20 protein-coding genes are annotated in these 22,641 nt (G+C 69.9%); 12 read left to right on the forward strand and 8 right to left on the reverse strand.

Features of this window, described 5'->3' with window-relative positions:
- Positions 1-15 precede the first annotated feature (15 nt).
- The 3 genes from IEX42_RS08370 to phoA form a co-directional block, all read right to left on the reverse strand.
- On the reverse strand, positions 16-1,317 hold the full coding sequence (locus IEX42_RS08370) for an MFS transporter (protein WP_188779367.1): 1,302 nt from the start codon (positions 1,315-1,317) through the stop codon (positions 16-18).
- A complete protein-coding gene (locus IEX42_RS08375) occupies positions 1,310-1,747 on the reverse strand; it encodes a MarR family winged helix-turn-helix transcriptional regulator (protein WP_188779368.1) in 438 nt (145 codons plus the stop codon). The genes IEX42_RS08370 and IEX42_RS08375 overlap by 8 nt, the downstream gene beginning before the upstream one ends.
- 136 nt (positions 1,748-1,883) lie before the next feature.
- Entirely contained in the window at positions 1,884-3,344 is a 1,461-nt protein-coding gene (gene phoA, locus IEX42_RS08380; protein ID WP_229660714.1) for an alkaline phosphatase, read from the reverse strand.
- A gap of 268 nt (positions 3,345-3,612) precedes the next feature.
- On the opposite strand from phoA, the gene cysD reads away from it, so the two are divergent.
- The 3 genes from cysD to IEX42_RS08395 all read left to right on the forward strand — a co-directional run bounded on the left by cysD (position 3,613) and on the right by IEX42_RS08395 (position 7,004).
- Positions 3,613-4,527: a sulfate adenylyltransferase subunit CysD gene (cysD, locus tag IEX42_RS08385; protein WP_188779369.1), complete on the forward strand. Its 915-nt coding sequence runs from the start codon at positions 3,613-3,615 to the stop codon at positions 4,525-4,527.
- A gap of 86 nt (positions 4,528-4,613) precedes the next feature.
- A complete protein-coding gene (locus IEX42_RS08390; RefSeq protein WP_188781010.1) occupies positions 4,614-5,864 on the forward strand; it encodes a sulfate adenylyltransferase subunit 1 in 1,251 nt (416 codons plus the stop codon).
- Between the two features lie 12 nt (positions 5,865-5,876).
- Positions 5,877-7,004 carry a glycosyltransferase gene (locus IEX42_RS08395; RefSeq protein WP_188779370.1) on the forward strand — a complete coding sequence of 376 codons (1,128 nt, stop codon included), beginning with the start codon at positions 5,877-5,879 and terminating at the stop codon, positions 7,002-7,004.
- On the opposite strand, the gene IEX42_RS08400 is transcribed toward IEX42_RS08395, so the two are convergent.
- Complete coding sequence (locus tag IEX42_RS08400) at positions 6,996-8,210, reverse strand: pectate lyase family protein (RefSeq protein ID WP_188779371.1); 1,215 nt, start codon at positions 8,208-8,210, stop codon at positions 6,996-6,998. The genes IEX42_RS08395 and IEX42_RS08400 overlap by 9 nt on opposite strands.
- 151 nt (positions 8,211-8,361) lie before the next feature.
- Between IEX42_RS08400 and IEX42_RS08405 the strand changes: the two genes are divergently transcribed.
- The 8 genes from IEX42_RS08405 to IEX42_RS08440 all read left to right on the forward strand — a co-directional run bounded on the left by IEX42_RS08405 (position 8,362) and on the right by IEX42_RS08440 (position 17,385).
- Positions 8,362-9,192, forward strand: a complete 831-nt coding sequence (locus IEX42_RS08405) for a sulfotransferase family protein (RefSeq protein WP_188779372.1) — start codon at positions 8,362-8,364, stop codon at positions 9,190-9,192.
- A complete protein-coding gene (locus IEX42_RS08410; RefSeq protein WP_188779373.1) occupies positions 9,189-10,046 on the forward strand; it encodes a sulfotransferase family protein in 858 nt (285 codons plus the stop codon). Before IEX42_RS08405 ends, IEX42_RS08410 begins: the two co-directional genes overlap by 4 nt.
- Before the next feature lie 207 nt (positions 10,047-10,253).
- Positions 10,254-11,738 carry a sugar transferase gene (locus IEX42_RS08415; protein WP_188779374.1) on the forward strand — a complete coding sequence of 495 codons (1,485 nt, stop codon included), beginning with the start codon at positions 10,254-10,256 and terminating at the stop codon, positions 11,736-11,738.
- Positions 11,738-12,712 carry a sulfotransferase gene (locus tag IEX42_RS08420; protein ID WP_188779375.1) on the forward strand — a complete coding sequence of 325 codons (975 nt, stop codon included), beginning with the start codon at positions 11,738-11,740 and terminating at the stop codon, positions 12,710-12,712. Before IEX42_RS08415 ends, IEX42_RS08420 begins: the two co-directional genes overlap by 1 nt.
- The gene (locus tag IEX42_RS08425) at positions 12,709-13,833 is read left to right on the forward strand and encodes a glycosyltransferase family 4 protein (protein ID WP_188779376.1); all 1,125 of its coding nucleotides are present in this window, start codon (positions 12,709-12,711) and stop codon (positions 13,831-13,833) included. Before IEX42_RS08420 ends, IEX42_RS08425 begins: the two co-directional genes overlap by 4 nt.
- Positions 13,830-14,819: an NAD-dependent epimerase/dehydratase family protein gene (locus IEX42_RS08430; protein ID WP_229660715.1), complete on the forward strand. Its 990-nt coding sequence runs from the start codon at positions 13,830-13,832 to the stop codon at positions 14,817-14,819. Before IEX42_RS08425 ends, IEX42_RS08430 begins: the two co-directional genes overlap by 4 nt.
- Positions 14,800-15,921, forward strand: a complete 1,122-nt coding sequence (locus IEX42_RS08435; protein ID WP_188779377.1) for a glycosyltransferase — start codon at positions 14,800-14,802, stop codon at positions 15,919-15,921. The genes IEX42_RS08430 and IEX42_RS08435 overlap by 20 nt, the downstream gene beginning before the upstream one ends.
- A gap of 204 nt (positions 15,922-16,125) precedes the next feature.
- Positions 16,126-17,385 carry a nucleotide sugar dehydrogenase gene (locus tag IEX42_RS08440; RefSeq protein WP_188779378.1) on the forward strand — a complete coding sequence of 420 codons (1,260 nt, stop codon included), beginning with the start codon at positions 16,126-16,128 and terminating at the stop codon, positions 17,383-17,385.
- On the opposite strand, the gene IEX42_RS18255 is transcribed toward IEX42_RS08440, so the two are convergent.
- The gene (locus tag IEX42_RS18255; RefSeq protein WP_373286186.1) at positions 17,382-18,575 is read right to left on the reverse strand and encodes a glycosyltransferase; all 1,194 of its coding nucleotides are present in this window, start codon (positions 18,573-18,575) and stop codon (positions 17,382-17,384) included. The two genes, IEX42_RS08440 and IEX42_RS18255, sit on opposite strands and share 4 nt — an antisense overlap.
- Positions 18,560-19,501, reverse strand: coding sequence for an NAD-dependent epimerase/dehydratase family protein (locus tag IEX42_RS08450; protein WP_188779380.1), 942 nt, complete (start codon positions 19,499-19,501; stop codon positions 18,560-18,562). Before IEX42_RS08450 ends, IEX42_RS18255 begins: the two co-directional genes overlap by 16 nt.
- 366 nt (positions 19,502-19,867) lie before the next feature.
- Between IEX42_RS08450 and IEX42_RS08455 the strand changes: the two genes are divergently transcribed.
- Positions 19,868-20,188, forward strand: a complete 321-nt coding sequence (locus tag IEX42_RS08455) for an acyltransferase (RefSeq protein ID WP_229660717.1) — start codon at positions 19,868-19,870, stop codon at positions 20,186-20,188.
- Here the strand turns inward: IEX42_RS08455 and IEX42_RS08460 are convergent.
- Entirely contained in the window at positions 20,175-21,299 is a 1,125-nt protein-coding gene (locus IEX42_RS08460) for a hypothetical protein (protein ID WP_188779382.1), read from the reverse strand. The genes IEX42_RS08455 and IEX42_RS08460 overlap by 14 nt on opposite strands.
- Before the next feature lie 50 nt (positions 21,300-21,349).
- Complete coding sequence (locus IEX42_RS08465) at positions 21,350-22,630, reverse strand: hypothetical protein (RefSeq protein WP_229660718.1); 1,281 nt, start codon at positions 22,628-22,630, stop codon at positions 21,350-21,352.
- Positions 22,631-22,641 lie beyond the last annotated feature (11 nt).

Consider the following 22,641-nt stretch of genomic DNA (forward strand, 5'->3'; position numbering starts at 1 on the left):
CCCACCCGCGCCGAGTCAGCGAGCGCGAATCGCCTCGTCGATCGCGCCGGGGGCGCCGCCGAACTCGTCGGCCTCCTCGCCGACGACCTCGTCGAGGTCCTCGACCGAGTGGCCCTCCTCGTCCATCCCGGCGTCCGCATCGCGCAGGGCGGTGTGGGCCGTGGCCAGGATCGCGACGGCGCCCAGCGCGGTGATCGCGGCGAGCCAGAACGGCACGTGGACGTCGAAGTGCTCGACCAGCTTCGCGGCGACGAACGGGGCGAGACCGCCGCCGATGAAGCGGACGAAGCCGTACGCCGCCGAGGCGACCGGCCGCTCGACCGGAGCGACCACCATCACGGCCTGGGTGGTCAGCGTGTTGTTGATGCCGATGAAGATGCCGGCCGCGATCACCGCGACGATGACGACGGTCCGCTCACCGGGCCAGATCGCGATCGCGGCCAGGTCGACCGCGAACAGCGAGAGCGCGACGTAGAGCGTCTTGGCGGTGCCGAAGCGGGCCTGCAGACGGGGCGCGCCGAGCACCGCGAAGATCGCGACGAAGATCCCCCAGCCGAAGAACACCAGGCCGAGCTGGATGGCGCCGAGGTCCATGAGGAACGGGGCGTACCCGAGCATCGTGAAGAACGCCCAGTTGTAGAGCAGCGCCGCCAGACCCATCAGCAGCAGCCCGCGGTGGCGAAGCGCCGCGATCGGCGCGACCAGTGAGGTCTTGTGGTCCGGCTTCGGCGTGGCCGGCAGCAGGAAGAAGGTCGCGACGAGGGCGATGAACATCAGCACGGCGACGCCGAAGAACGGGCCGTGGAAGCTGATGTTGCCGAGGACGCCACCGACCAGCGGTCCGGCCGCGATGCCGATGCCGAGAGCGGCCTCGTACAGGATGATCGCGCCGGCGAACCCGCCTCGCGCGCTGGAGACGATGGCCGCCAGCGAGGTCGCGATGAAGAGGGCGTTGCCCAGGCCCCAGCCCGCCCGGAAGGCGACGATGCCGGAGATCGAGTCGCTGGCGCCCGCGAGCGCGGCGAAGACCACGATGAGGGCGAGGCCGACGATCAGCGTCTGCTTGGCGCCCAGTCGGCTCGAGACCCAGTTGGTCACCAGCATCATCACCGCCGTGACGACGAGGTAGCTGGTGAACAGCAGCGTCACCTGGCTGGGCGAGGCGTCCAGCTGCTCGGAGATGGCGGGCAGGATCGGGTCGACCAGACCGATGCCCATGAAGGAGATGACGCACGCGAAGGCGACGGCGTAGACCGCCTTGGGCTGGTTGAACAGCCCGCCCTCCTCGTGCGCGGTGTGCTGGTGCGTGTCAGACATGTGCGGGCTTCTCCGTGGTCTCGGCGAGGGTGGTCAGGGCGGGCAGCGCGGCGACGAGCTGCTCGACGTGCGTGGGTGTGAGCCGGGCGAGGCGGTCGACGATGACCTGCTCGTGCAGGTGGCGGCGGGCCTCGACGGCCTGCTCCCCTGCCGGCGTGATCGCCACGAGGCTGGCGCGGCGGTCGGCCGGGTCGACCGACCGGGTCAGGTAGCCCAGCTGCTCGAGCCGTTGCACCAGGCCCGTCATGGACGGCTGGCTCACCGCCTCGAGCTCGGCCAGCGCCGTGATCCGGTGCGGTCCGCCACGCCTGATCCGCGACAGCGTCGCGGCGCCCGTACGGCTGAGCTCGTGCTGGGGAGCGTCGCGGACCACGGTCACGGCCAGCTCGCGCAGCACTCCGGCCAGCGCGGTGGACGTCGGGTTGCTCACGCCCACCAAATTACATCAGCACCCTATGCATCTACCACCGGGCGTGCCGTGAGCCCGCTCACGTCGACCGGGAACGACGAACGGCCGCACGCCCCGAGAGGCGTGCGGCCGTTGCGACGGTGCGTCCGGGAACGGATCAGCCCCGGAACGCCTCCATCGCGTTCTGCATGATGAAGTGCAGGTCGGTCTGGTCGATGAGGCCCACCAGGTTGCCGGCGCCGGGGCCGTAGCCCGCGACCCGCAGCTGCGTGCCGGTGTGCTGCTGGCTCCCGCCGGCCGGAGCCGTGTTGTAGGACACGATCATGTCCGAGCCCTCACGGGTGCGGAGCTTGGCGTTCAGCCCCGGGGTGGGTGCGTCCACGATCTGGCTGGTGTGGGCGTGGTCGGCGGTGGTGATGACCAGCGTGTTGCCGTCCTTGCGGGCGAAGTCGAGCGCCGCGGTGACGGCCTGGTCGAGCTGCTCGGTCTCGCCGATCTGGCCGCACGGGTTGGCCGCGTGGTCCTGCTTGTCGATCGACGCGCTCTCGACCTGCAGGAAGAAGCCCTTGTCGGTGCCGGCCCGGTTCTTCGAGAGCAGGTCGATCGCCTTCGTGGTCATCGTCGACAGCGGCGGGGTCTTGCCGTAGTCCGGGTTGGCCGTGCAGGTACGGGCGTCCCCGTCGGCGCCCGTGGGCGTGGCGTTCAGCGGCGCGAACTTCACCGGCATGTTGCCCTGGGAGAACGTGCCGAGGAGCGGAGCGTCCTGGTCGGCGCGAGTCACGGCCTTGAGCTGCTTGGCGTTGTTGATGACGTTGTAGCCGCGCTGCTGCGCCTGCGCCCGCAGGGTCTTGCCGGCGTACGTCCCGGCCTTGGCCTTCTGGGCGAACGTCGCCGACCCACCACCGAGCGTGACGTCGGGGCGGGTGTCGAGCAGCTGCTCGGTGATCGAGCCCAGCCCGCCGTTCTCCTTGGCGAAGCGGGGGCAGGTGGTCGAGGTCTGGTCCGGGCCGTAGCAGCTGCGCGCGTTCACGCTGGCCACCTGCACGGCCGGCGTCGCGTCCTGGATCTCGGCGGTGGTGACGTCACCGGTCGCCCGGCCGGACTGCTTGGCCCACTCCAGCAGCGTCTGCCGCGGGGTCTCGGCGCGGTTGACCGAGATGGCTCCGTCGTACGACTTCTGCCCGGTCGCCCACGCGGTGCCGGTCGCGGCCGAGTCGGGGTCGTAGTCCGGCTTCCCGGTCGCCTTGTCCACGCTGTAGTGGGTCATCTGACCGGTCAGCGGCAGCGCGTCGAGACCCTTGAAGAACCCGCCGGCCCCCTCGAGGTAGTTGCGGGCGACGGTGATCTCGGAGTCGCCCATCCCGTCGCCGATCAGGAGGATCACGTTCTTGGCGCCGGTGGCGGCGAGCGAGTCCTGGATCAGCTGGGTCTGGTCGGTCGTCTCACGACGCGCGCCGCCGAAGGCGTCGACGGGGCCGGCCGCGGCGCGGCTGATCAGCGGCCGCTCGGCGCTGGGGGCGGACTGGGCGCCGCCGGCCCAGCCGAGCGCGCCCATGGCGACGCCGGTGGCGAGGACGGCACCCACCGCAGGAACGGTGCGGCGGAGGTGGTGGTTCATGGGGGATCCCTTCACGGAGCCTTCACGAGCAACGGGCGACTGCGACCCAATCGGCGCCACGTGACCGTCGTACGACCACCAGGTGACGGGCAGGCGGCACGCAGGCGACGTGCCGGCCGACCCCGAGCCGTGGGACCTGACCGAGTCGGACCGGCCCTCGTCTCGCCTCGACGCACCGCGCCCACAGGACGCGGGAACGGCCGATACGATGGCGCGGCCCGCGACGGTGCTCGCCTCCCGGGCCACCAGCCCCTGCCGAAAGCGATCCATGACTGCTACGCACACGGACTACCAGCTGAGCCAGCTCGACCAGCTCGAGGCGGAGTCGATCCACATCTTCCGCGAGGTCGCCGCCGAGTTCGAGAAGCCGGTGCTGATGTTCTCCGGCGGCAAGGACTCCATCGTGATGATGCGTCTTGCGGAGAAGGCCTTCTACCCGGCGAAGATCCCCTTCCCCGTGCTGCAGGTCGACACCGGCTACGACTTCCCCGAGGTGCTCGAGACCCGTGACCACTGGGTCGACCGGCTCGGGGTACGCCTGATCGTGGCCAGCGTCGAGCAGGCGATCGCCGACGGCGTCGTGGTCGACGACGGCAAGACCCCGCGCAACCGGCTGCAGATCGGCACCCTGCTCAACGCCATCGAGGAGAACGGCTTCACCGCGGCCTTCGGCGGCGGTCGGCGCGACGAGGAGAAGGCCCGCGCCAAGGAGCGCGTCTACTCCCACCGCGACGAGTTCGGCCAGTGGGACCCGAAGAACCAGCGCCCCGAGCTGTGGAGCCTCTACAACGGCCGCCTGCACGAGGGCGAGCACATGCGGATCTTCCCGATCTCGAACTGGACCGAGCTCGACATCTGGGACTACATCGGCCGCGAGCGCATCGAGATCCCCTCGATCTACTTCTCGCACCAGCGCCGGGTCTTCGAGCGGGACGGGATGCTGCTCTCCGAGAGCGAGCACAACCCGCTGCGCGACGGCGAGCAGGTCACCGAGCGCACGGTGCGGTTCCGCACCGTGGGCGACCTGACCCTCACCGGCTGCCTGGAGTCGGAGGCCGACAGCATCGACAAGATCATCGAGGAGATCGCGATCGCCCGGGTGACCGAGCGTGGCGCGACCCGTGGCGACGACCGCTTCTCCGAGGCCGCCATGGAGGACCGGAAGAAGGAGGGCTACTTCTGATGAGCCCGCACGAGACCACCCCTGAGGCCGAGGGCACGCCCACCGAGTCGGCACTCGGGACGGGCCACGCCACCGACGCGCTGCGCATGGACCTGCTCCGCTTCGCCACCGCAGGCTCCGTCGACGACGGCAAGTCCACGCTGATCGGCCGGCTGCTGCTGGACTCCAAGTCGATCTTCGAGGACCAGCTCGAGGCCGTCGAGGCCACCAGCCAGTCCAAGGGGTACGACTACACCGACCTGGCGCTGCTGACCGACGGCCTGCGCTCGGAGCGCGAGCAGGGCATCACCATCGACGTGGCGTACCGCTACTTCGCGACGCCGACCCGCAAGTTCATCATCGCCGACACCCCGGGCCACGTGCAGTACACCCGCAACATGGTCACCGGCGCCTCGACCGCGGATCTCGGCCTGGTGCTGGTCGACGCCCGCCAGGGCCTCACCGAGCAGTCCCGCCGGCACGCCGTCATCCTGTCGCTGCTGCGGGTCCCCCACCTGGTGCTCGCCGTCAACAAGATGGACCTCGTCGACTACGACCAGGCGACGTACGAGAAGATCCGCTCCGACTTCACCTCGTTCGCGGCGAAGCTGAACATCCCCGACCTCGAGGTCATCCCGATCTCGGCACTCAAGGGCGACAACGTCGTCAACCGCTCCGAGCACATGCCGTGGTACCAGGGCTCCAGCCTGATGCACCACCTGGAGACGGTCCACGTGGCCTCCGACCGCGACCTGGTCGACACGCGACTGCCGGTGCAGTACGTCGTACGCCCGAAGTCCGAGGAGTTCCACGACTACCGCGGGTACGCAGGCCAGGTCGCCGGCGGGGTGCTCAAGCCGGGCGACGAGGTCGTCGTCCTCCCCTCGGGGATGACCTCGACCATCGAGGGCATCGACCTGTTCGACCGTGAGGTCGACGAGGCCTTCCCCCCGATGTCGGTGACGGTGCGGCTCGCCGACGACGTCGACGTGAGCCGTGGCGACATGATCGCCCGCGTCCGCAACGCGCCGAGGCCGAGCCAGGACATCGACGCGATGGTCTGCTGGATGACCAACGAGCCCCTGCGCGAGCGGGCCAAGCTGGCCATCAAGCACACCACCCGCACGGGACGGGCGCTGGTGAAGAACATCCAGTACCGGATGGACGTCAACACCCTGCACCGCGACCAGGAGGCCGGCGAGCTCGGCCTGAACGAGATCGGCCGCGTGCAGCTGCGCACCACGGTGCCGCTGCTGGCCGACGCCTACGCCCAGAACCGGACGACCGGGTCGTTCATCCTGATCGACGAGGCGACCGGGGTCACCGTCGGCGCCGGGATGATCCTCGACGGCGCCTGAGCCGGGACCGCCGTGGCCGGGGTCTGCTTCTTCATGCCGGACCTCTCCGGCGGGGGCGCCGAGAGGGTCACGGTCGAGCTGTGCCGCGCGCTGGCTCGTGGCGGTGACCGGGTCACGCTGGTCGTGGGCAGCCGTCGCGGGGCACTCGCCGACAGCGTCCACGACGAGCCCGGCCTGCGGCTGGTCGACCTGGGCGCTCGGCGCACCCTCAGCAGCCTGCCCGGCCTGAACCGGCACCTGCGCCACGAGCGGCCGGACGTGGTGGTCGGCGTGATGGCGCACGCGGGCCTCGTCACCCTCGCGGCGCACGCCGCGTCGCGCGTGCACGCGCGCACGGTCGTGATGGTGCACAACCACATGAGCGTGAGCATCGGTCGCTCCCCCCGGCGCAGGGACCGGGTGCTCCCCGTCCTGAGCGGCCTGCTGCTGCGCACCGCGGACGTGGTCACCGCGGTGTCGCGAGGGGTCGCCGACGACTTCGCCGACCTCACCGGGTTGGACCGCGCCGACATCACGGTGCTGCACAACCCGATCGACGACGCGTGGGTACGACGCCGGGCTCAGGCCCCCCTCCCCGCATGGTGGCCCGGGCCGGGGACGCCGTCGGCCACCCCGTCCGCCCGCGTGGTCGTCGCCGCCGGCCGTCTGGTCGAGCAGAAGGACTTCACGACCCTCCTGCGCGCGTGCGCGCTGCTCGACGACGTCCATCTCGTCCTCGCCGGCGAGGGACCGCAGCGCGGCGCGCTGGAGGCCGAGGTGGAGCGGCTCGGGATCGGCGACCGGGTCAGCCTGCCGGGGTTCGTCGAGAACCCGTACCCGCTGTTCGCCCACGCCGACGCCTTCGTCCTCAGCTCCCGGTGGGAAGGGTTGCCGACCGTCCTGCTCGAGGTGATGGCTCTCGACACCCCGATCGTGGCGACCGACTGCCCGTCGGGCCCTGCGGAGATCCTCGGCGCGGGCGCCTACGGCACCCTCGCCCCGGTCGGCGACCCGGACGCGCTGGCCCACGCGATCTCGACGGCCCTGAGCTCCGGCAGGACGGGGCTCGCGGACCGGGAACCCGCCCGTGCGGCGGTCCGACCCGCAGCGATCACTTCATCATTTCGGGCAATTTGCGGAATTGCCTCGAATTCAGCGTAAAGCGATCTTCCCAGCACGGTAGCCGCCGGCGAGGCGAACCCATCTGTTCGCGGTGAGCGGGATCGCCGCCGACGCACCCGCACCACGTACGAGCGTGTCCGCCAACCCGACGGTGGGCGCCTCCGGGCGGGCGGCGTAGGCCGCGCGAGGGTCGAACACGTGCCCGCTGCCGGTCGACTTCAGCACGACCTTGCCGATCGCGAGGTTGCCGGTGGCGAGCAGGTAGCCGCCTCGGGCGTCGCAGCGGGTCCCCGCGTCGTTGCAAGACTGCCCGGGCACGATCAGGGATCCCTTCTGGCTGGCCCCCGCCCGGAGCACGTTGTTCTGCATGACCACCTGAGCCACCCGCTCCGAACGCACCGCGGAGCTCTGCCACCGGTCGAGGTAGTTGTTGTAGACGTGCGCCTTGCCGTAGCTGACCACCGGCGTGCGGTAGCCGACCCGGTCGAACCAGTTGTGGTCCACGGTCACGGTGGCGCGCACGTCCTCGGCGGCCGTGCTCAGGCTCCCGACCTGCATCGTCTGCTGCTGGTCGGCGAAGTGGTTCCAGGACACCGTCACTGCCGAGCTGGCCTGCACGGCGACCAGCTTGTCGCCGGCCCGCTCGAGCGTGCAGTGGTCGATCCAGACGCGGCTGCTGCGCTCGACGTGCACCGCGTCGCCCTCGTCGTTGCTCGCCGTCCGCGTGACGTCGCCGAAGTCGGTGAGGGTCAGGTTCTCGACGATGACGTTCGTGGCGTCGACGATCTCCAGGCCGGTCAGCCGCGGTCCGGTGAGGTGGACGTCGTGACCGCGGCCGTCGATCGTGGTGTTCGAGGGCACGCGCAGCGGCGCGGCGAGACGCACGGTCATGTCCCGCGCGAAGACCACCCAGGTCGGGCCCGTCCGCGACAGCGCCCAGCGCAGCGAGCCCGGCACCGGTGAGGCGGGGTCGTCACGGTCCGAGGTCACCACGACGACCGCCCCGCCACCACCGCCGGTGGTCCCCGAGGCGAAGCCGTGGGCCCGGAGCCCCTCGACGGACGCCGCGGTCGAGGGCGCCCCGGGAGCCGCGACCACCGACGTCGGTGCGGGCGCGACCGCGGTACCGGGATCGGGGACGGCCACAGGCGCCGGGGAACCGGCCACGGCCAGTGCGGGTACCGAGACGGCGAGGATCGCGGTGACCGGGACGAGGGCGCGGAGCCCGGTGAGCACAGTGAGCACGGGGGAAGACCTCTCGGTGAGCGGTGGCGCGACGATAGTAGGGCAAAACAGTCATATGCCACGGTTTCCCCGGGGATCCCCTCTCCGCGCTCGCCGGTCCGGCAGACTCGTCGCCGCCACGTCCGGAGCAGACCCGAGGGGAGATCAGCCGGTGAGAGTCCCTCGTCGGGTGCACGTCGCGGTGCGCGGCCCCGTCCGCTCGCGGGTACGCGCGGCCCAGGCGAGGCATCCCGCCCTGTCGCCGACGACCCGCCCGGGCCCTCCGGACTTCGTGGGGATCGGGGCGCAGCGCTGCGGCACGTCGTGGTGGCACTCGCTGATCGAGCAGCACCCCCAGGTCGCCCCGCTCGGCATGGGGGCGAAGGAGCTGCACTTCTTCGACGAGGCGTGGCGGGCGGACGCCGGTCCCGTCGCCACGGCCCGGCTGGCGACGGCGTACGCCGCGCAGTTCCGGCGCCGGCCGGGCCAGGTCGCCGGCGAGTGGACCCCGCGGTACCTCCTGGACCCGTGGGCCGTGCCCCGACTCCTCTCCGTCGCACCGCAGGCCCGTCTGCTCGTGATGCTGCGCGACCCGGTCGCGCGCTTTCGCTCGGGTCTCGCTCACGCCTCGAAGACCCGGCCGACCCTCGGACCGGACGACGTCACCGCCGCCTACGCCCGCGGCCTGTACGCCGAGCAGCTCGCGCGGGTCCTCGCGACCGCGCCTCGCGAACAGGTGCTGGTGCTCCAGCTCGAGCAGTGCCTGGCCGAGCCGCAGCGCCACCTGGACCACACGTTCGGCTTCCTAGGGCTCGAGCCGCACCCCGTCCCCGCGGCGCGCGAGAGCGGCAGCCGCAACGCCGCCGTCACCACGACGCCGGTCGACCCCGCCCTGCTCGCGGACGTGCGCGAGGGCTACCGCGAGGACGTCCACCGGCTCGTGGAGCTGGCGCCCGGGAGCATCGACGTCGACCTGTGGCCGGAGACGGTGGAGCAGCGTTGAACCCCGCACCGACCCCGCTCCCCGCCTTCCTGGGCATCGGCGCCCTCAAGGCCGGGACGACCTACCTCGACTCGCTGCTGCGCGACCACCCCGGCCTGTCCTTCCCCACGCACCTCAAGGAAGCCGACTACTTCTCCCGGCACCACCCGCGCGGCGAACAGTGGTACGCCGGCCTCTTCGCGCCCGACGACGGACGCCTGCGCGGCGAGATCTCGCCCCAGTACGTCTCCCACCCCGAGGCTCCCGACCGGGTGCTGGCGGCGAACCCGGAGGTCCGCCTGCTGGTCAGCGTGCGCCACCCGGTCGACCGGGTCGTCTCGCAGTACCGCCACTGGGTGCAGGAGACCGGCTACCGCGGCGACCTCGCCACGTTCCTCAGCGAGCACCCCAACGCCGTGGACCGCAGCCGCTACGCCCGCGACCTGAGGGCCTGGGTGGACCGCTTCGGCGCGGCCGCGATCCACCTCGTCGACCTCGACGACCTCCGCACGGACCCGGCCCGAACCGCACGCACGGCGGCGGAGTTCCTCGGCGTCGCGACGCCCGACACGTGGCAGCCGACGACCACGGGCGAGACGAACGCCTCGGTCGCGCCGCGCTTCCCCCGGGCGTACGCCGCCGCCAAGGCGGTGAGTCGCCGGCTGACCGCCACCGGTCACGCAGGGGTCGTCGACCGGGTCAAGAGCTCGGCACCGGCCCGCGCCCTGAAGCGGGGACGGCAGGGCGTCACGGCCGCCCCGGTCCCGGACGCGATCCTCGCCGACCTCGGCGCGGCGCTCGCCGACGAGGCCGACCGGCTCACGGAGCTGCTGGATCGGCCGGTCGGGACCTCGTGGCGCGCCCCCACGGCGTGAGCCCGCGTCCGCCGCGGGGCCCGACGGGCCGAATTATCTATATTATTGATTGTCTTTAGCGCTGAAGATTGTCTGAATTACCCGATAATTCTGCGCACTTTCGTGGTGTCGCCTAGACGTCTGGACCAGATATCTTCGGAATTCATCCGCTGGACACATTCCGACGATCTACTCCAGGGGCCAGACGAACAATCACGGGGGAGTCCGATGACACTGAGCGCCCTGCCGCACCGCCGGCGGGCGGTGCTCGTCGGCACCACCTCACCCGACGCCGGTGCTGTTCTCCCTCCGCTCGCCCGGGCCGTCCGACGCGCGACCGTCCTGATCGCGCTCGGCGACGCCGTGGTCATCGGGCTCGCCCTCGCCCTGGCCTGGCAGGCGCGCCTCCTGGTCGACCTGGGCCGGCCGGCCGACCCGCAGCTCTCCTTGCTGACCAGTGCCGGCCCCCAGATCCTGGTCGGCTGGCTGCTGGTGCTCGCGCTGCTCGGCGGCTACTCGCGCCGCTTCTTCGGCGCCGGGGTCGAGGAGTACCGCGTCATCCTCACCTCATCCTTCGCGACCGCGGGCCTCACCGGCCTGATCTGCTACCTCCTGCGCATCGAGCTGAGCCGGGGGTTCGTGCTGATGGCGTTCGCGATCGGGACGCCCGCACTGGTCCTCCACCGGTACGGCGTCCGCCTGCTCGTCCACCGCGTGCGCCGCGCCGGTGGGCTGGTCAACCGGGTGATCGCGGTCGGTGGCGCCGGTGACATCGAGGAGATCTGCCGGGTCCTCGACCGCGAGCGGCACCTCGGCTACGCCGTCGTCGGCGCCTGCACCCCCGATCCCGAGGCCGAGTGCCCCGTCGAGCGGGTCGGCGACGTCTCCACCATCCGCTCGAGCTGCGCCCGGGCCGGCGCCGACACGGTTCTCGTCGCCCGTGGCGGCTACGAGAGCTCCGAGGACCTGCGACGCATCGCCTGGGCCCTGGAGGGCGACGACATCGACCTGATGGTGGTCCCCAGCCTCACCGAGGTCGCCGGCCCCCGGATCCAGATGCGGCCCGTCGCCGGGCTCCCGCTCATCCACCTGCGCAAGCCGCAGGTCGACCAGGCGGGTGGGGTCAGCAAGCGGCTCTTCGACGTGGTCGGGTCGCTGGCCGCCCTCGTCGTCCTCTCGCCGGTGATGGTGCTGGTCGCGCTCGCGGTCCGGCTCGAGGACCGTGGCCCGGTGCTGTTCCGGCAGAGCCGGGTGGGGTGGAAGGGCACCGTGTTCCGCTGCCTCAAGTTCCGCTCGATGGTCCGCGACGCCGACCGGCTCGAGCAGCAGCTGCGCGAGGCCGACGGGCACGACGGGGCGCTGTGGAAGAACCGGTCCGACCCCCGGGTCACCCGGGTCGGCGCCTTCATCCGCCGCTACTCCCTCGACGAGCTGCCACAGCTGTTCAACGTGCTCGGCGGCCAGATGAGCCTGGTGGGCCCGCGACCGCAGCAGGCGTGGGAGGTCGAGACGTACACCGGCCACACGCACCGCCGCCTGATGGTGCGCCCGGGGATGACCGGGCTGTGGCAGGTCTCCGGCCGCTCGCGGCTGCCGCTGGACGAGGCCGTGCGCCTGGACCTGTACTACGTCGACAACTGGTCGCTCACCGCCGACCTCGTGATCATGGCCAAGACGATCAAGGCCGTCATCGGCAAGGACGGGGCCTACTGATGACCGCGGCCACGGACCGCCCGGTCCTGCGCGAGCAGAGCCCGACCGATGCTCGTCCGACGGTGCTCTACGTCGCCGGCTCCGGGCGCAGCGGCAGCACGGCGCTCGCCCAGGTGCTCGAGCGCGAGCTCGCCGCCGGCCACGCGGGCGAGGTCCGCTACCTCTGGGACCGTGGCATCGGCGAGGACCAGCTGTGCCAGTGCGGACAGCCCTTCTCCCGCTGCCCGTGGTGGAGCGGCGTGCTGTCCCGCGCTCACGGCGAGGCCCTCGACGGGGCTGCCGGCACGCTGGCCCGGGTGCGCCCCGCCGTCGACCGGATCCGGCGCGTCCCCTCCCTGCTCCGCCAGGCCCGGGCCGGCCAGCCCACTGCGGCGGTGGCGGCTTACGCCGACGTGGTCGTCCCCGTCTACGCCGCGCTGGCGGCGCACGGTGCCCGTGACGAGGCGGTCATCGACTCCTCGAAGGACCCCTCGTACCTCTTCGCGCTCGCCGCCACCGGCCGCATCGACCTGCGGGTCCTCCACCTGGTGCGCGACAGTCGTGCCGTCGCGCACTCCTGGACCCGGCGCAAGCGCCGCCCGGAGATCCACTGGGAGGAGCAGTACATGCGCACCCTCCCGCCGTGGCGCTCCGCCGTGCTGTGGACCGAGTACAACACCGTGCTGGAGACCGCCCGAGGTCTCGGGGTCCCCGTGCTCCGCGTGCGGTACGAGGACTTCGCCACCGATCCCGACGCCACGGTCGGCCGGGTCGCCACCAGCCTCGGACTCGCGCGGCGGCAGCTGGGCACCGCACCGGCCGGCCACAGCTTCTCCGGCAACCCGATCCGCTTCGACGCCGAGCCCGTCCGCGTACGCCTCGACGAGGCGTGGCGCACCGCCCTGGCCGCCGACCAGCGGCGCCGGGTCACCGCACTGACCGCTCCGCTGCTGGCCTCGTACGGCTACCTGGGCCGTACGCGTGGTGGACGATGAGCGCCGCGCGCCGGACGCCGGTGGTCCTCCACGTGGTCCACGGGCTCGGCTCGGGGGTCGAGCGGGTCGTCGGCGACTACGTGGCGGCCACGCCGGAGGCCGAGCACCACGTGCTGCACAGCACCGACCCCAGCTGCCACGGTGCGTCGTGGGCCGGATCCGCCGGCTTCTCCTCCGTGCGCGAGGTGCCTGGCTCGCCCTGGCGGTTCGCCCGGGAGGTGCGACGCGCACGTCGCGACCTCTCCCCCGACATCGTCCACGCGCACTCCTCGGTGGCGGGCGCGCTCGTGCGTACGCTGCTGCCGCGCGCGCACGTCGTCTACACCCCGCACTGCTTCGCCTTCGTGCGTCGCGACGTCCGCACCACCACGCGGGCCGCGTTCTGGCTGGTGGAGGCGCTGCTCGGTCGGCGCACGGCGGCCCTGGCCGCGTGCAGCGCCCACGAGGCCGCGCTCGGCCGCCGCCTGATCCGCCCCCACCGGGTCCACTACGTGCCCAACATCGCCTCGCTCGCGCCGGCGCCGGCCCGGGTCGTCGACGAGGACCCCCGGCCCTCGGTGGTCGCCATGGGCCGGATCGCGCCGCAGAAGGCGCCCGAGAGCTTCGCGGCCCTGGCCGAGGACCTGCGGGGGCGGGCCGACGTCCGGCTGACCTGGATCGGTGCGGGCTCCGCCGAGCAGACCGCCGCCCTGCGCGCCGCGGGCGTCGAGGTCACCGGGTGGCTGGACCACGACGCGGCCACGGCTCGTCTCGCCGCCGCCGACCTCTACGTCCACACGGCGCGGTGGGAGGCGACCCCGCTGACCGTGCTCGAAGCCGCCCGGCTCGAGGTCCCCGTGCTGGCCCGCGACACGGCGCCGATGCGGGCGCTCGACCTGCGCGGCACCTGGTCCGGCCGCGCACAGCTCGCCGACGCCGTCGTGGCCGCCCTGCCCGACGGCGACGTCGCGACCGCTGCCGGGCTGCGCGCCGACGGGCGGCGCCTGAGCGACGCCCACTCGCCACAGCGTCAGCGCGAGGCGCTGCGCGCCTGCTACGCCAGCGTGCTCCCGGCCTGGGGGGACGTACGCACCACCGAGCCGCCGCACGTCAACTCCGAGACCCAGAAGGTGAGCGCGTGAGCACACAGATGATCGGTCAGCGACGGGCTCCACGGACGGCCATGGTGACCGGCGCCGCCGGGTTCATCGGCAGCCATCTCACCGAGGCGCTGCTCTCGCGCGGCGACGAGGTGGTCGGGGTCGACAGCCTCACCGACTACTACGACCCGGAGCAGAAGCGCCGCAACCTCGCGCCGCTCCTCTCGCACCCCCGGTTCACGCTGCTCGAGCAGTCGTTGACCGATCCCGAGCCACTGGCCGTGGCCGCCGGCGTCGACACCGTGTTCCACCAGGCCGGGCAACCCGGGGTACGACTGTCCTGGAGCGAGTACTTCGGCACGTACGTCGAGCGCAACGTGGTCACCACCCAGCGGCTGCTGGAGGCGGTCCAGGGTGGTCGCGCACGGAAGGTCGTCTTCGCCTCGAGCTCGTCGGTCTACGGCAACCAGCCGGCGTACCCGTGCACGGAGGCGGCGCTGCCGACCCCGTACAGCCCCTACGGCGTCACCAAGCTCGCCGCCGAGCACCTGTGCGGGCTCTACGCGCGCAACTTCGGCATACCGACGGTCTCGCTGCGCTACTTCACGGTCTACGGACCGCGACAGCGGCCGGACATGGCCTTCTCGATCTTCCTGCGCAACGCGCTCGAGGGACGACCGGTCACGGTGACCGGGGACGGCGAGCAGGTCCGCGACTTCACCTACGTCGGCGACATCGTCCGGGCCAACCTCGCCGCCGCCGACGCCGACGTCGTCCCCGGGAGCGTGTTCAACGTCTGCGGTCGCGAGTCGGTGACCGTCAACCGGGTGCTGGACCTGATGGGCGAGTGCCTGGGCACTCCCGTGCAGCGGGAGCGGATCCCCGTCGTGGCCGGCGACGTCGAGCGCACCGGAGGCAGCTCGCGGATGGCCGAGGAGCACCTCGGCTGGCAGGCGCAGACGTCGCTGGCCGACGGGATCGCCGCGCAGGTCGCGTGGGAGAGCGCCCGTGTCACCGCACCGGTCTGAGCACGGCGAGGAGCGGCGCCGCGTCCTGCTGGTGATCAACAGCCTCGTCCGCGGCGGCGCGGAGACCCAGCTGCTCGGAGTCGCCCGGGCACTGCGCCAGGCCGGGGACGAGGTGGTCGTCGCGACCCTGCGCGGCGGCAACGACTTCGCCGAGCAGATCGAGGGCGACGGGTTGCAGACCTGGCTGCCGGCCTCGCCCGACGCGGGGTGGGACGTACGCCACGCGGGCCGGATCGTGTGGCGCGCCTGGCGCTGGCGACCGGAGGTCACCGTCAGCTTCCTGTTGCAGGCAACCCTGCTCACCCGGTTGCTGAACGTCCTCGTTCGGCCGCGACGCTCGATCGCCTCGATGCGCAACGAGAAGCTGGAGACGCGGCTGCGGACGTGGCTCTACCGGGTGACCTGCGGGCTCGACGACGTCGTCGTGACGAACTCGCGGTCCGCCGCTCGCACGCTGCGCCACAACGGCACCGTGCCCGACGACCCTCGTCGCATCGTCGTGATCCCCAACGGGATCGACGCAGACGCCGTACGCGCTCGCGCCACGGCCGACCCGGCGCGGACCCGAGCCGCGCTCGGAGTGGCCGCCGAGTCCGTCCTGCTCCTCGGGATCGGCCGGCTCAGTGACCAGAAGGACTGGCCGACCCTCCTCGATGCCCTCGCCCGGACGGACGACAGCGTCTCGTGCGTCATCGCCGGCGAGGGGCCGCAGCGCGAGGCGCTGGAGGCGCTGGCCGCGCGACTCGGGGTGAGTGAACGGCTGACCTTTCTCGGCCTGCGCCACGACGTACCGGACCTGATGGCCGCGGCCGACGCCCTCGTCCTCAGCAGCCGGTACGAGGGCACCCCCAACGTCGTCCTGGAGGCGCTGGCGATGGGGCTTCCGGTCATCGCCTCGGACGTGGGCGCCTGCCGCGAGCTCCTGGAGGGCACCGAAGGAGAGGTCGTGCCACCTGGCGACGCGGCGGCACTCGCGGCCGCGATCGGGAGGCGCCCCCGTCGAGCTGGCGACTCGAGTGCGCCGGCCTCGACGGAACGCTTCGCGTGGGGAGCGGTCCAGCGACAGTGGGTCGCTCTCGTCCACGACCGACGCGCCGGCTGAGACCTCGGTGAGCGATCGCGGGCGAGCCGGCGCCCGCACCTGGTGTCGGGCTGTTCGCCCCGGCCACGGACACATCGCGGGACGGACCGCCCGGGCCGCGATCCAGCATCAGCGCTACGCTCGGCGCCGGCACGGGAAGCGAGGTCGACCTAGCGGCTGGTGCCCGACACTGTGACCGACCCTGCGCGGAGGCGTTGAACCACCATGGCTCACGAGAAGCTCGTCGTCGTCGGACAGGGGTACGTCGGGCTCCCCATCGCCATGCGGGCGGTACAGGTCGGCTTCGACGTGGTGGGACTCGACGTCGACACGATCCGGGTGGAGGCGCTCCAGCAGGGGCGATCGTTCGTCGAGGACGTCAGCGACGACGACGTGGCATCGGCGATCGCCACCGGACGCTTCCGCGCCTCGACTCGGTCCGACGCCCTCGAAGGCTTCGACCACGTGATCATCACCGTCCCCACGCCGCTGAAGGAGTCGATCCCCGACCTCTCCTTCATGCAGCAGGCGGCCGACACCATCGGGCCGTTCGTGACACCAGGAAGCACTGTGGTGCTGGAGTCGACCACCTACCCCGGCACGACAGAGGAGCTGCTCGTGCCGGCCCTGGAGAACGCGTCGGGGCTGAAAGCCGGGCCGGACTTCTTCGTCGGCTACTCGCCCGAACGCATCGACCCCGGCAACCAGACGTACACCTTCGTGACCACGCCGAAGGTGGTGGCGGGCATCGACGCCGCGTCCACGGCGCAGCTGGAGTCGCTCTACGGCCGCCTCGTCGACACCGTCGTCCCGGTGGCCACCCCCAAGGAGGCCGAGCTCACCAAGCTGCTCGAGAACACGTTCCGGCACGTCAACATCGCCCTCGTCAACGAGCTCGCCGTCTACGCGCACTCGCTCGACATCGACGTCTGGGAGGCCATCGAGGCGGCGGCGACGAAACCGTTCGGCTTCATGAAGTTCACTCCCGGGCCAGGGGTCGGCGGCCACTGCCTCCCGGTCGACCCGTCGTACCTCTCCTGGCAGGTGCGCAGGACTCTCGGACAGAACTTCCGGTTCGTCGAGCTGGCCAACGACGTCAACGACCACATGCCCGACTACGTCGTCCAGCGTGTGATGAGTGGGCTGAACAAGGAGCGGAAGGCGCTCAACGGCAGTCGCGTGCTGGCAATCGGCCTGTCGTACAAGAAGAACACCGGCGACCCTCGGGAGTCTCCCGCGATGCGCGTCGTCGAGCTCCTCCACCAAGCCGGCGCCGAGGTGCACGCCGTCGACCCGTACGTCGAGGACCACCTGACGCCGGGCTACATTCACGTGGTCGACTTCAGCGAGGACGAGCTCCGTGCAGCGGACGCGGTCGTCGTGCTGACCGACCACGACAACCTCGACTACGACCTGATCGCCTCCGCGCCGGGATTCGTGCTCGACACCCGGCACCGCCTCGGCGGTCGCCGCGAGAGCATCTAAGGTCTCGACGACCTGCGTCGGTTGCTCCGTGTGGATGCGCTTTGGATCTCGAGGTAGAAGTCGCCTTCTAGCTGCCACAGCCGGCGGCGGTCGAACTCCTCCGCCACGCGTTGGCGTGCCGCTGTTCCCATCCGCCTGCGCAGCGTCCCGTCAGCGCAAAGAGTCGCGAGGGCTCGCACAAGTGCAGAAGTGTCACCGACCGGCACCAGCACACCGGTAACGCCGTCGATGACCGAGTCGACAGCCCCAGTGGCGCGGGTCGTCACCGCCGGTACGGCCGCGGCGGCCGCTTCGAGAACGACATTCGGAAAACCTTCACGATGGGTCGGCAGGCACAAAACGTCGACCCGGCCATAGAGCTCACGGACATCGTCGACGAAACCCACCACGTCCACGGGCAGCCCCTGGCGGCTCAACCTGCTCACCGCCTCGCGAGAGACCTCGTCCTCGAAATCACCGACCAGGAGCAGCTTGCTAGCAATACCGCTGCTTTGCAGAGCCTCGAAGGCATTGCACAGCTCAGGCACGCCCTTGCTCCGGCTCATCCGGCCGACAAACGCAATGACCACTTCGTCTCGGTCGGCAGGAGGCTGGGTGTGAGCGCTCGCTGATCGACGTGTAGCAAAGCGTTCGAGGTCAACGCCGTTGGAGCTTCCGGAGCCCAGCACTCGAAGCTTTCGTGGGGGCGCAAGGCGAAAACCCTCGAGACGGTTGCGAAGACTCGGACTCACCACGAGGGCGGCGTGTGCAGCGCCGCAGGTGATCCACTCGGTAGACCAGAGAAGAAGTCGTCCCGCGCCGCGCGCACCTTCCAAACGCAGTCCTCGCACCTTGTACACCCTGGCGCTCACGCCTGCGAACTGGGCGGCCAGCAGCCCCAGGAGAGCTGCCTTCGGTGTACCGATCGAGACGACGTCTGGGCGGACGTGGCGGAGCAAGCGATACCACCGCCACAAAGCCCGGGCGTCGCGCAGCGGCCTCGGTGCGCGCTCCATCGCTATGTGGTGGAACTGCACGGGACCTCTGTTCGAGCCAATCTGCGCATTGGAGACCACGTGCACTCTCCAACCTCGATCGTCTAAATATTCAGGAAACCCCGTCAAGAGTCTTAATGAGACGGCGTCCGTCACTCCGAGAACAATGGTTCCCGGAGTGTGGCTCTGGGTATCCTGACTCACCGACGAAACCACTCCAGCGTTGCTTGCAGACCTTCGTCAAGGCCGATCGGACTAATGTCTGGGAAGAGCTGTCGAAGCAGGACCCCGTCCGAAGCCGATGCGCGCACGTCTCCGGCCCTAGGGGGCAGGAACTCGCGCTCGACCTCACGCCCAAGGAGCCCTTCCAACACTTCGATGACATCGAGCAAGGTCGTGCTCGTTCCGAATGCGAGATTGACCGGTGTCGAATGAATCACCTGCCTCGAGATTGCATCGATCAGCGTGTCGACGATCGTGTCGACGTAGGTGAAATCTCGGGACTGCAGTCCATCGCCGTGCACGGAAAGAGGCTCTCTGTCGAGCGCGGCCTGGAGAAAGCGCGGAATGACGGCTGCGTAGGGGTGGTTGGCGGCCTGAAATGGCCCAAACACATTGAAGAAACGGAAAGGAAGAACCCGCATCCCATAGCAGTGCCCGTACGCGAGTGTGAGGCCTTCACCCGCCAGCTTGCTGGCAGCGTAGGGGCTCATCGGTGCGGTCCAGTCGAGCTCGGTTCTCGGGAGATTGGGGTTGGAACCGTAGACGGAACTCGAGGAGACGGTGATCACGTGAGGCGTCTCATGGCGACGGCATGCTTCGAGCAAGTTCATCGTTCCGACCGCGTTCACCGTGAACGATCGACGCGGATCCTCGATCGAACGCGGCACGCTGCCCAGGGCCGCCAGGTGCACGACGGCGTCGACACCGTCCATTGCGTCGGACAGGGCATCGTCATCCAGGATCGATCGCTCGATGACCCTCACCTCGACGTCCGCAAGGTTCTGGCGGTAACCCGTGCTGAAGTCGTCGATCACGCGGACCTCCTCTGCACCGCTGCGCTGCAGAGCACGGACGAGATTCGATCCGATGAACCCTCCGCCTCCTGTGACGAGGACGCGCTTACCTGACAGGTCGATCATGAAGACGGAGCCTCCGCGGGAATGAAAAGTCTGTATGTTCGAAGATCGAGTGGACGACCGAGACAACGACAAGAAGCCGAGCCCTCAGAGAGGTGAGACACATTGACCGCCGCTGGAGACCTTCGGGGCCGGGACGTGGTCGCACGGTACCGCACCCCCCTCACGCTACTGAGCGCGATAGTGGCGAGGATCCCCCCCGCGTGGCAGGTGAAGCTGTTCCGCAGCAGCACCAATTCTGACTCTCTTGCGGCACGTGCGCTCCGATTCGCGGTTCTTCGGTCGGTCGCTCGACAGTGCGGTGAGCTCGTCGACGTGCGGTCGCACGCTCTTCTGCTACGCCCAGACCAGATGATTATCGGCTCGAGGGTGAGCATCCACCCGTTCTGCTATCTCGACGGGACCGGCGGCCTACGAATCGGCGACGACGTATCGATCGCCCACGCGGTGTCCATCATGACCACGAACCACACATGGGATTCCAGCGACGTTCCCATTCGCGACCAAGCGGTCAGCGAGGCTCCAACCCGCATCGGATCCGATGTGTGGATCGGCGCAGGAGCTCGCGTGATGGCCGGAATCACCATCGGAGATCACGCAGTCGTAGCAGCAGGCGCCATCGTGACGAGAGATGTAGCGCCGTCAGACGTCGTTGCTGGCATACCCGCCGTCGTGATTAAACGGCGCTAGCAACGTGCCGGGCGAGCAACACGCACCACATGATCCCAGAGCAGAGGGTGGCGCTTGCGTAGGCGACCATCGCGCCGCTCAAACCGACCGTGGTGGCGAAAGTGAGTGGGAGGCCCATGCAAAGCACGAGTTGGAGAATCCTCCCCACCAGCAGCCCTCGACCCGTCAGATTCGTCCTGGCGAACATCGAGAAGATGTGAAGCAGGAAGGTGCCGCTCACGAAGAGGCCGACTGTCGCCGAGTGAGCGCTGAGGGACGTCAAGGTGCCGATGTCGGCGACCTGCCGGACCAGGTCGAGCAGAACCCAGCAGCCGATTCCTGGTAGCGCCGCGGTCAGCATGATCAGCAGGGCGGGCCGGGGCGACACGACCTTGGCCAACGAGACGCCGGCGAGCGCCGGTCGCAGCGGTGTGACGAGGAGTCTCACAGGAGCGGCAGCGTTGGACATCGCGCGGTAGACGCCGAGGCCTTGAACTCCGAGCACAGGGCTCAGCATGAGTGGGGTGCCGATCCCGCTCAGATCAGTGATGACCGAGTCCCGAGCGAGAACCTTGATTGACGCGGCGTGGCTCCGTACCCATGAGCGGGCTGACATCGCACTGACGCCGACCGGCCAGCCGCCTAGAAGAAGTGGCCCGACCCCCGCTGCGATCCACGCCCACGTCAGCGTCTGCAACCCGACCTTCTGGCCAGCGGCCACCGATCCGATGGCGACGGTCAGGGCGAGACCCGCTCCCGCGACATCACCGGCTACCACGTGCAGGTAGCGGGCCTTGCGTACATCGTAGAAACGCGTCGCGACGCGGTACGTCGCCAACCCGACCGCCACGCTTCCCGAGACTGCGATCACGCGAAGATCACTGAAGACCAAAGACACTGCCATCGTGACCGCCACCCCACCCAGCGACACCCACGTCGCAGCGTTCGCGTACGTCTTCCACGACCAGTTCACGCCTGTCCGAATCTCCTCTCGCATCCATGCCTCAGCGACGACTGAGAGGCAGACCGAGCCTGCCAGCGCGCCCAGCAGATACTGGATGGAGAAAAGACCGAAATTGTCGGGTTTAAGGAAAATAAGACCCAGGGCTTGCACCGTGAGGACGTAGATCACGTTGCTTGCGGACCCCAGCGCCAGCTGAGTCCGCGGACGGTGCACCAACATCAGCGAACGCGCTGCGGGTATCGCGATCGCTGTCCCGATGCTCCATCGGACGACCTCGAAGGCCTGAGCGACCCGATGACAGCTCCCAGTGAGGACAGGGGAAGCAGCAAGACGAAGGCGATCGACCGCATCCTCGAGAGGATTCCATAGTTCCCGGTCGACAAAGCAATCATGGCGAGCGTCGCCCCGACCGCGACCACAATGACGAAGGCCGCCCGGCCGAAATCATCTCTTTTACCTTGCCGCATCAGCAAGCGAAGTGCCAGCAACACCGCTACCAGCCAGATGGCGCCCTCGACACCAGCCAGCACCATCACTCCGGACGGTCGGTACTCGGTGGGAAACGGCCCGGCCAAGACCCGCGGCAGTCGGACCAGAACCAAGTCGGAGTACCCTCCGCTCGAGCTGCCACTGAAGCCGCTGTTCGCGCCATCCGACAGACTGACACCTTGCTGGCTAATGGATTCCGCGGAGAGGTCGAATCTTGAGCTGAGCCAGCTCCACACCAGGGGTAGCAGCCCCAGCGCCGGCACGATCAACAGGATCCGCCACTTCATCCTGCCGCTGCGGGTCCGTGGCACCGACGCGACCGCTGCGAGCACGAGGGCGACGCCTAGCCCCGTCGCAACGGTGTCCCTCACGGAAAAGAGTGCAGCGAGAGCGCCGAGGATCATGACCCCGTATCGGAGTCTGCCGGTACGGATCAGCAGCAACGTCCCGTAGAGCGCGCTGCTGGTCAGCAACCAGGTGAGTGACTCTCGAAGCAAGCCGGGAATCCAGATGAGCAGACTTGGACAGCAGCTAGCGATCCATGCGCTCAGACGCACGGCTCGGTCGACCTGAGCCTCCGGCCACTCAAGCAGTCCGCCAAGGTTTTCAGTCGTCCTGGCTACCACCGTTGCCGTCAAGACCAAGAAGATGATGTTGAACAGGATTGGTACCAGAGGCACGGCTCCCACGAAGTGATAGACCCAGCCGATCAGCCAGGGATAGCCCTCCTTGCCGTCAAGTGCGCCTGCCACGCCCCTCGTCCGTCCGGAGGGATCCAGACTGAACGCGACCGCCCGCTCGTGCCAGACAAGACTGTCCTTTGTCAGCTGGGTGCCCGAGAGAAGCTGCCACAGCGTCACGCACCCGGTGGCAACGACACCGGCAGTCAAAGGCACGAGGATCCGTGCCCGTACGGAACTCCGCCCGCACCAGAGGAGAACTTGCCCGAGAAGAAGGATGCACGCGAGAGACGCCAACGCACCGGGCAACGTGGCGAGACCGTCGCTCACTCTCGATTCCA

Origin of the sequence: Marmoricola endophyticus (genome assembly GCF_014644415.1) — a bacterium.
In the GTDB taxonomy this organism is placed as follows: domain Bacteria; phylum Actinomycetota; class Actinomycetes; order Propionibacteriales; family Nocardioidaceae; genus Marmoricola; species Marmoricola endophyticus.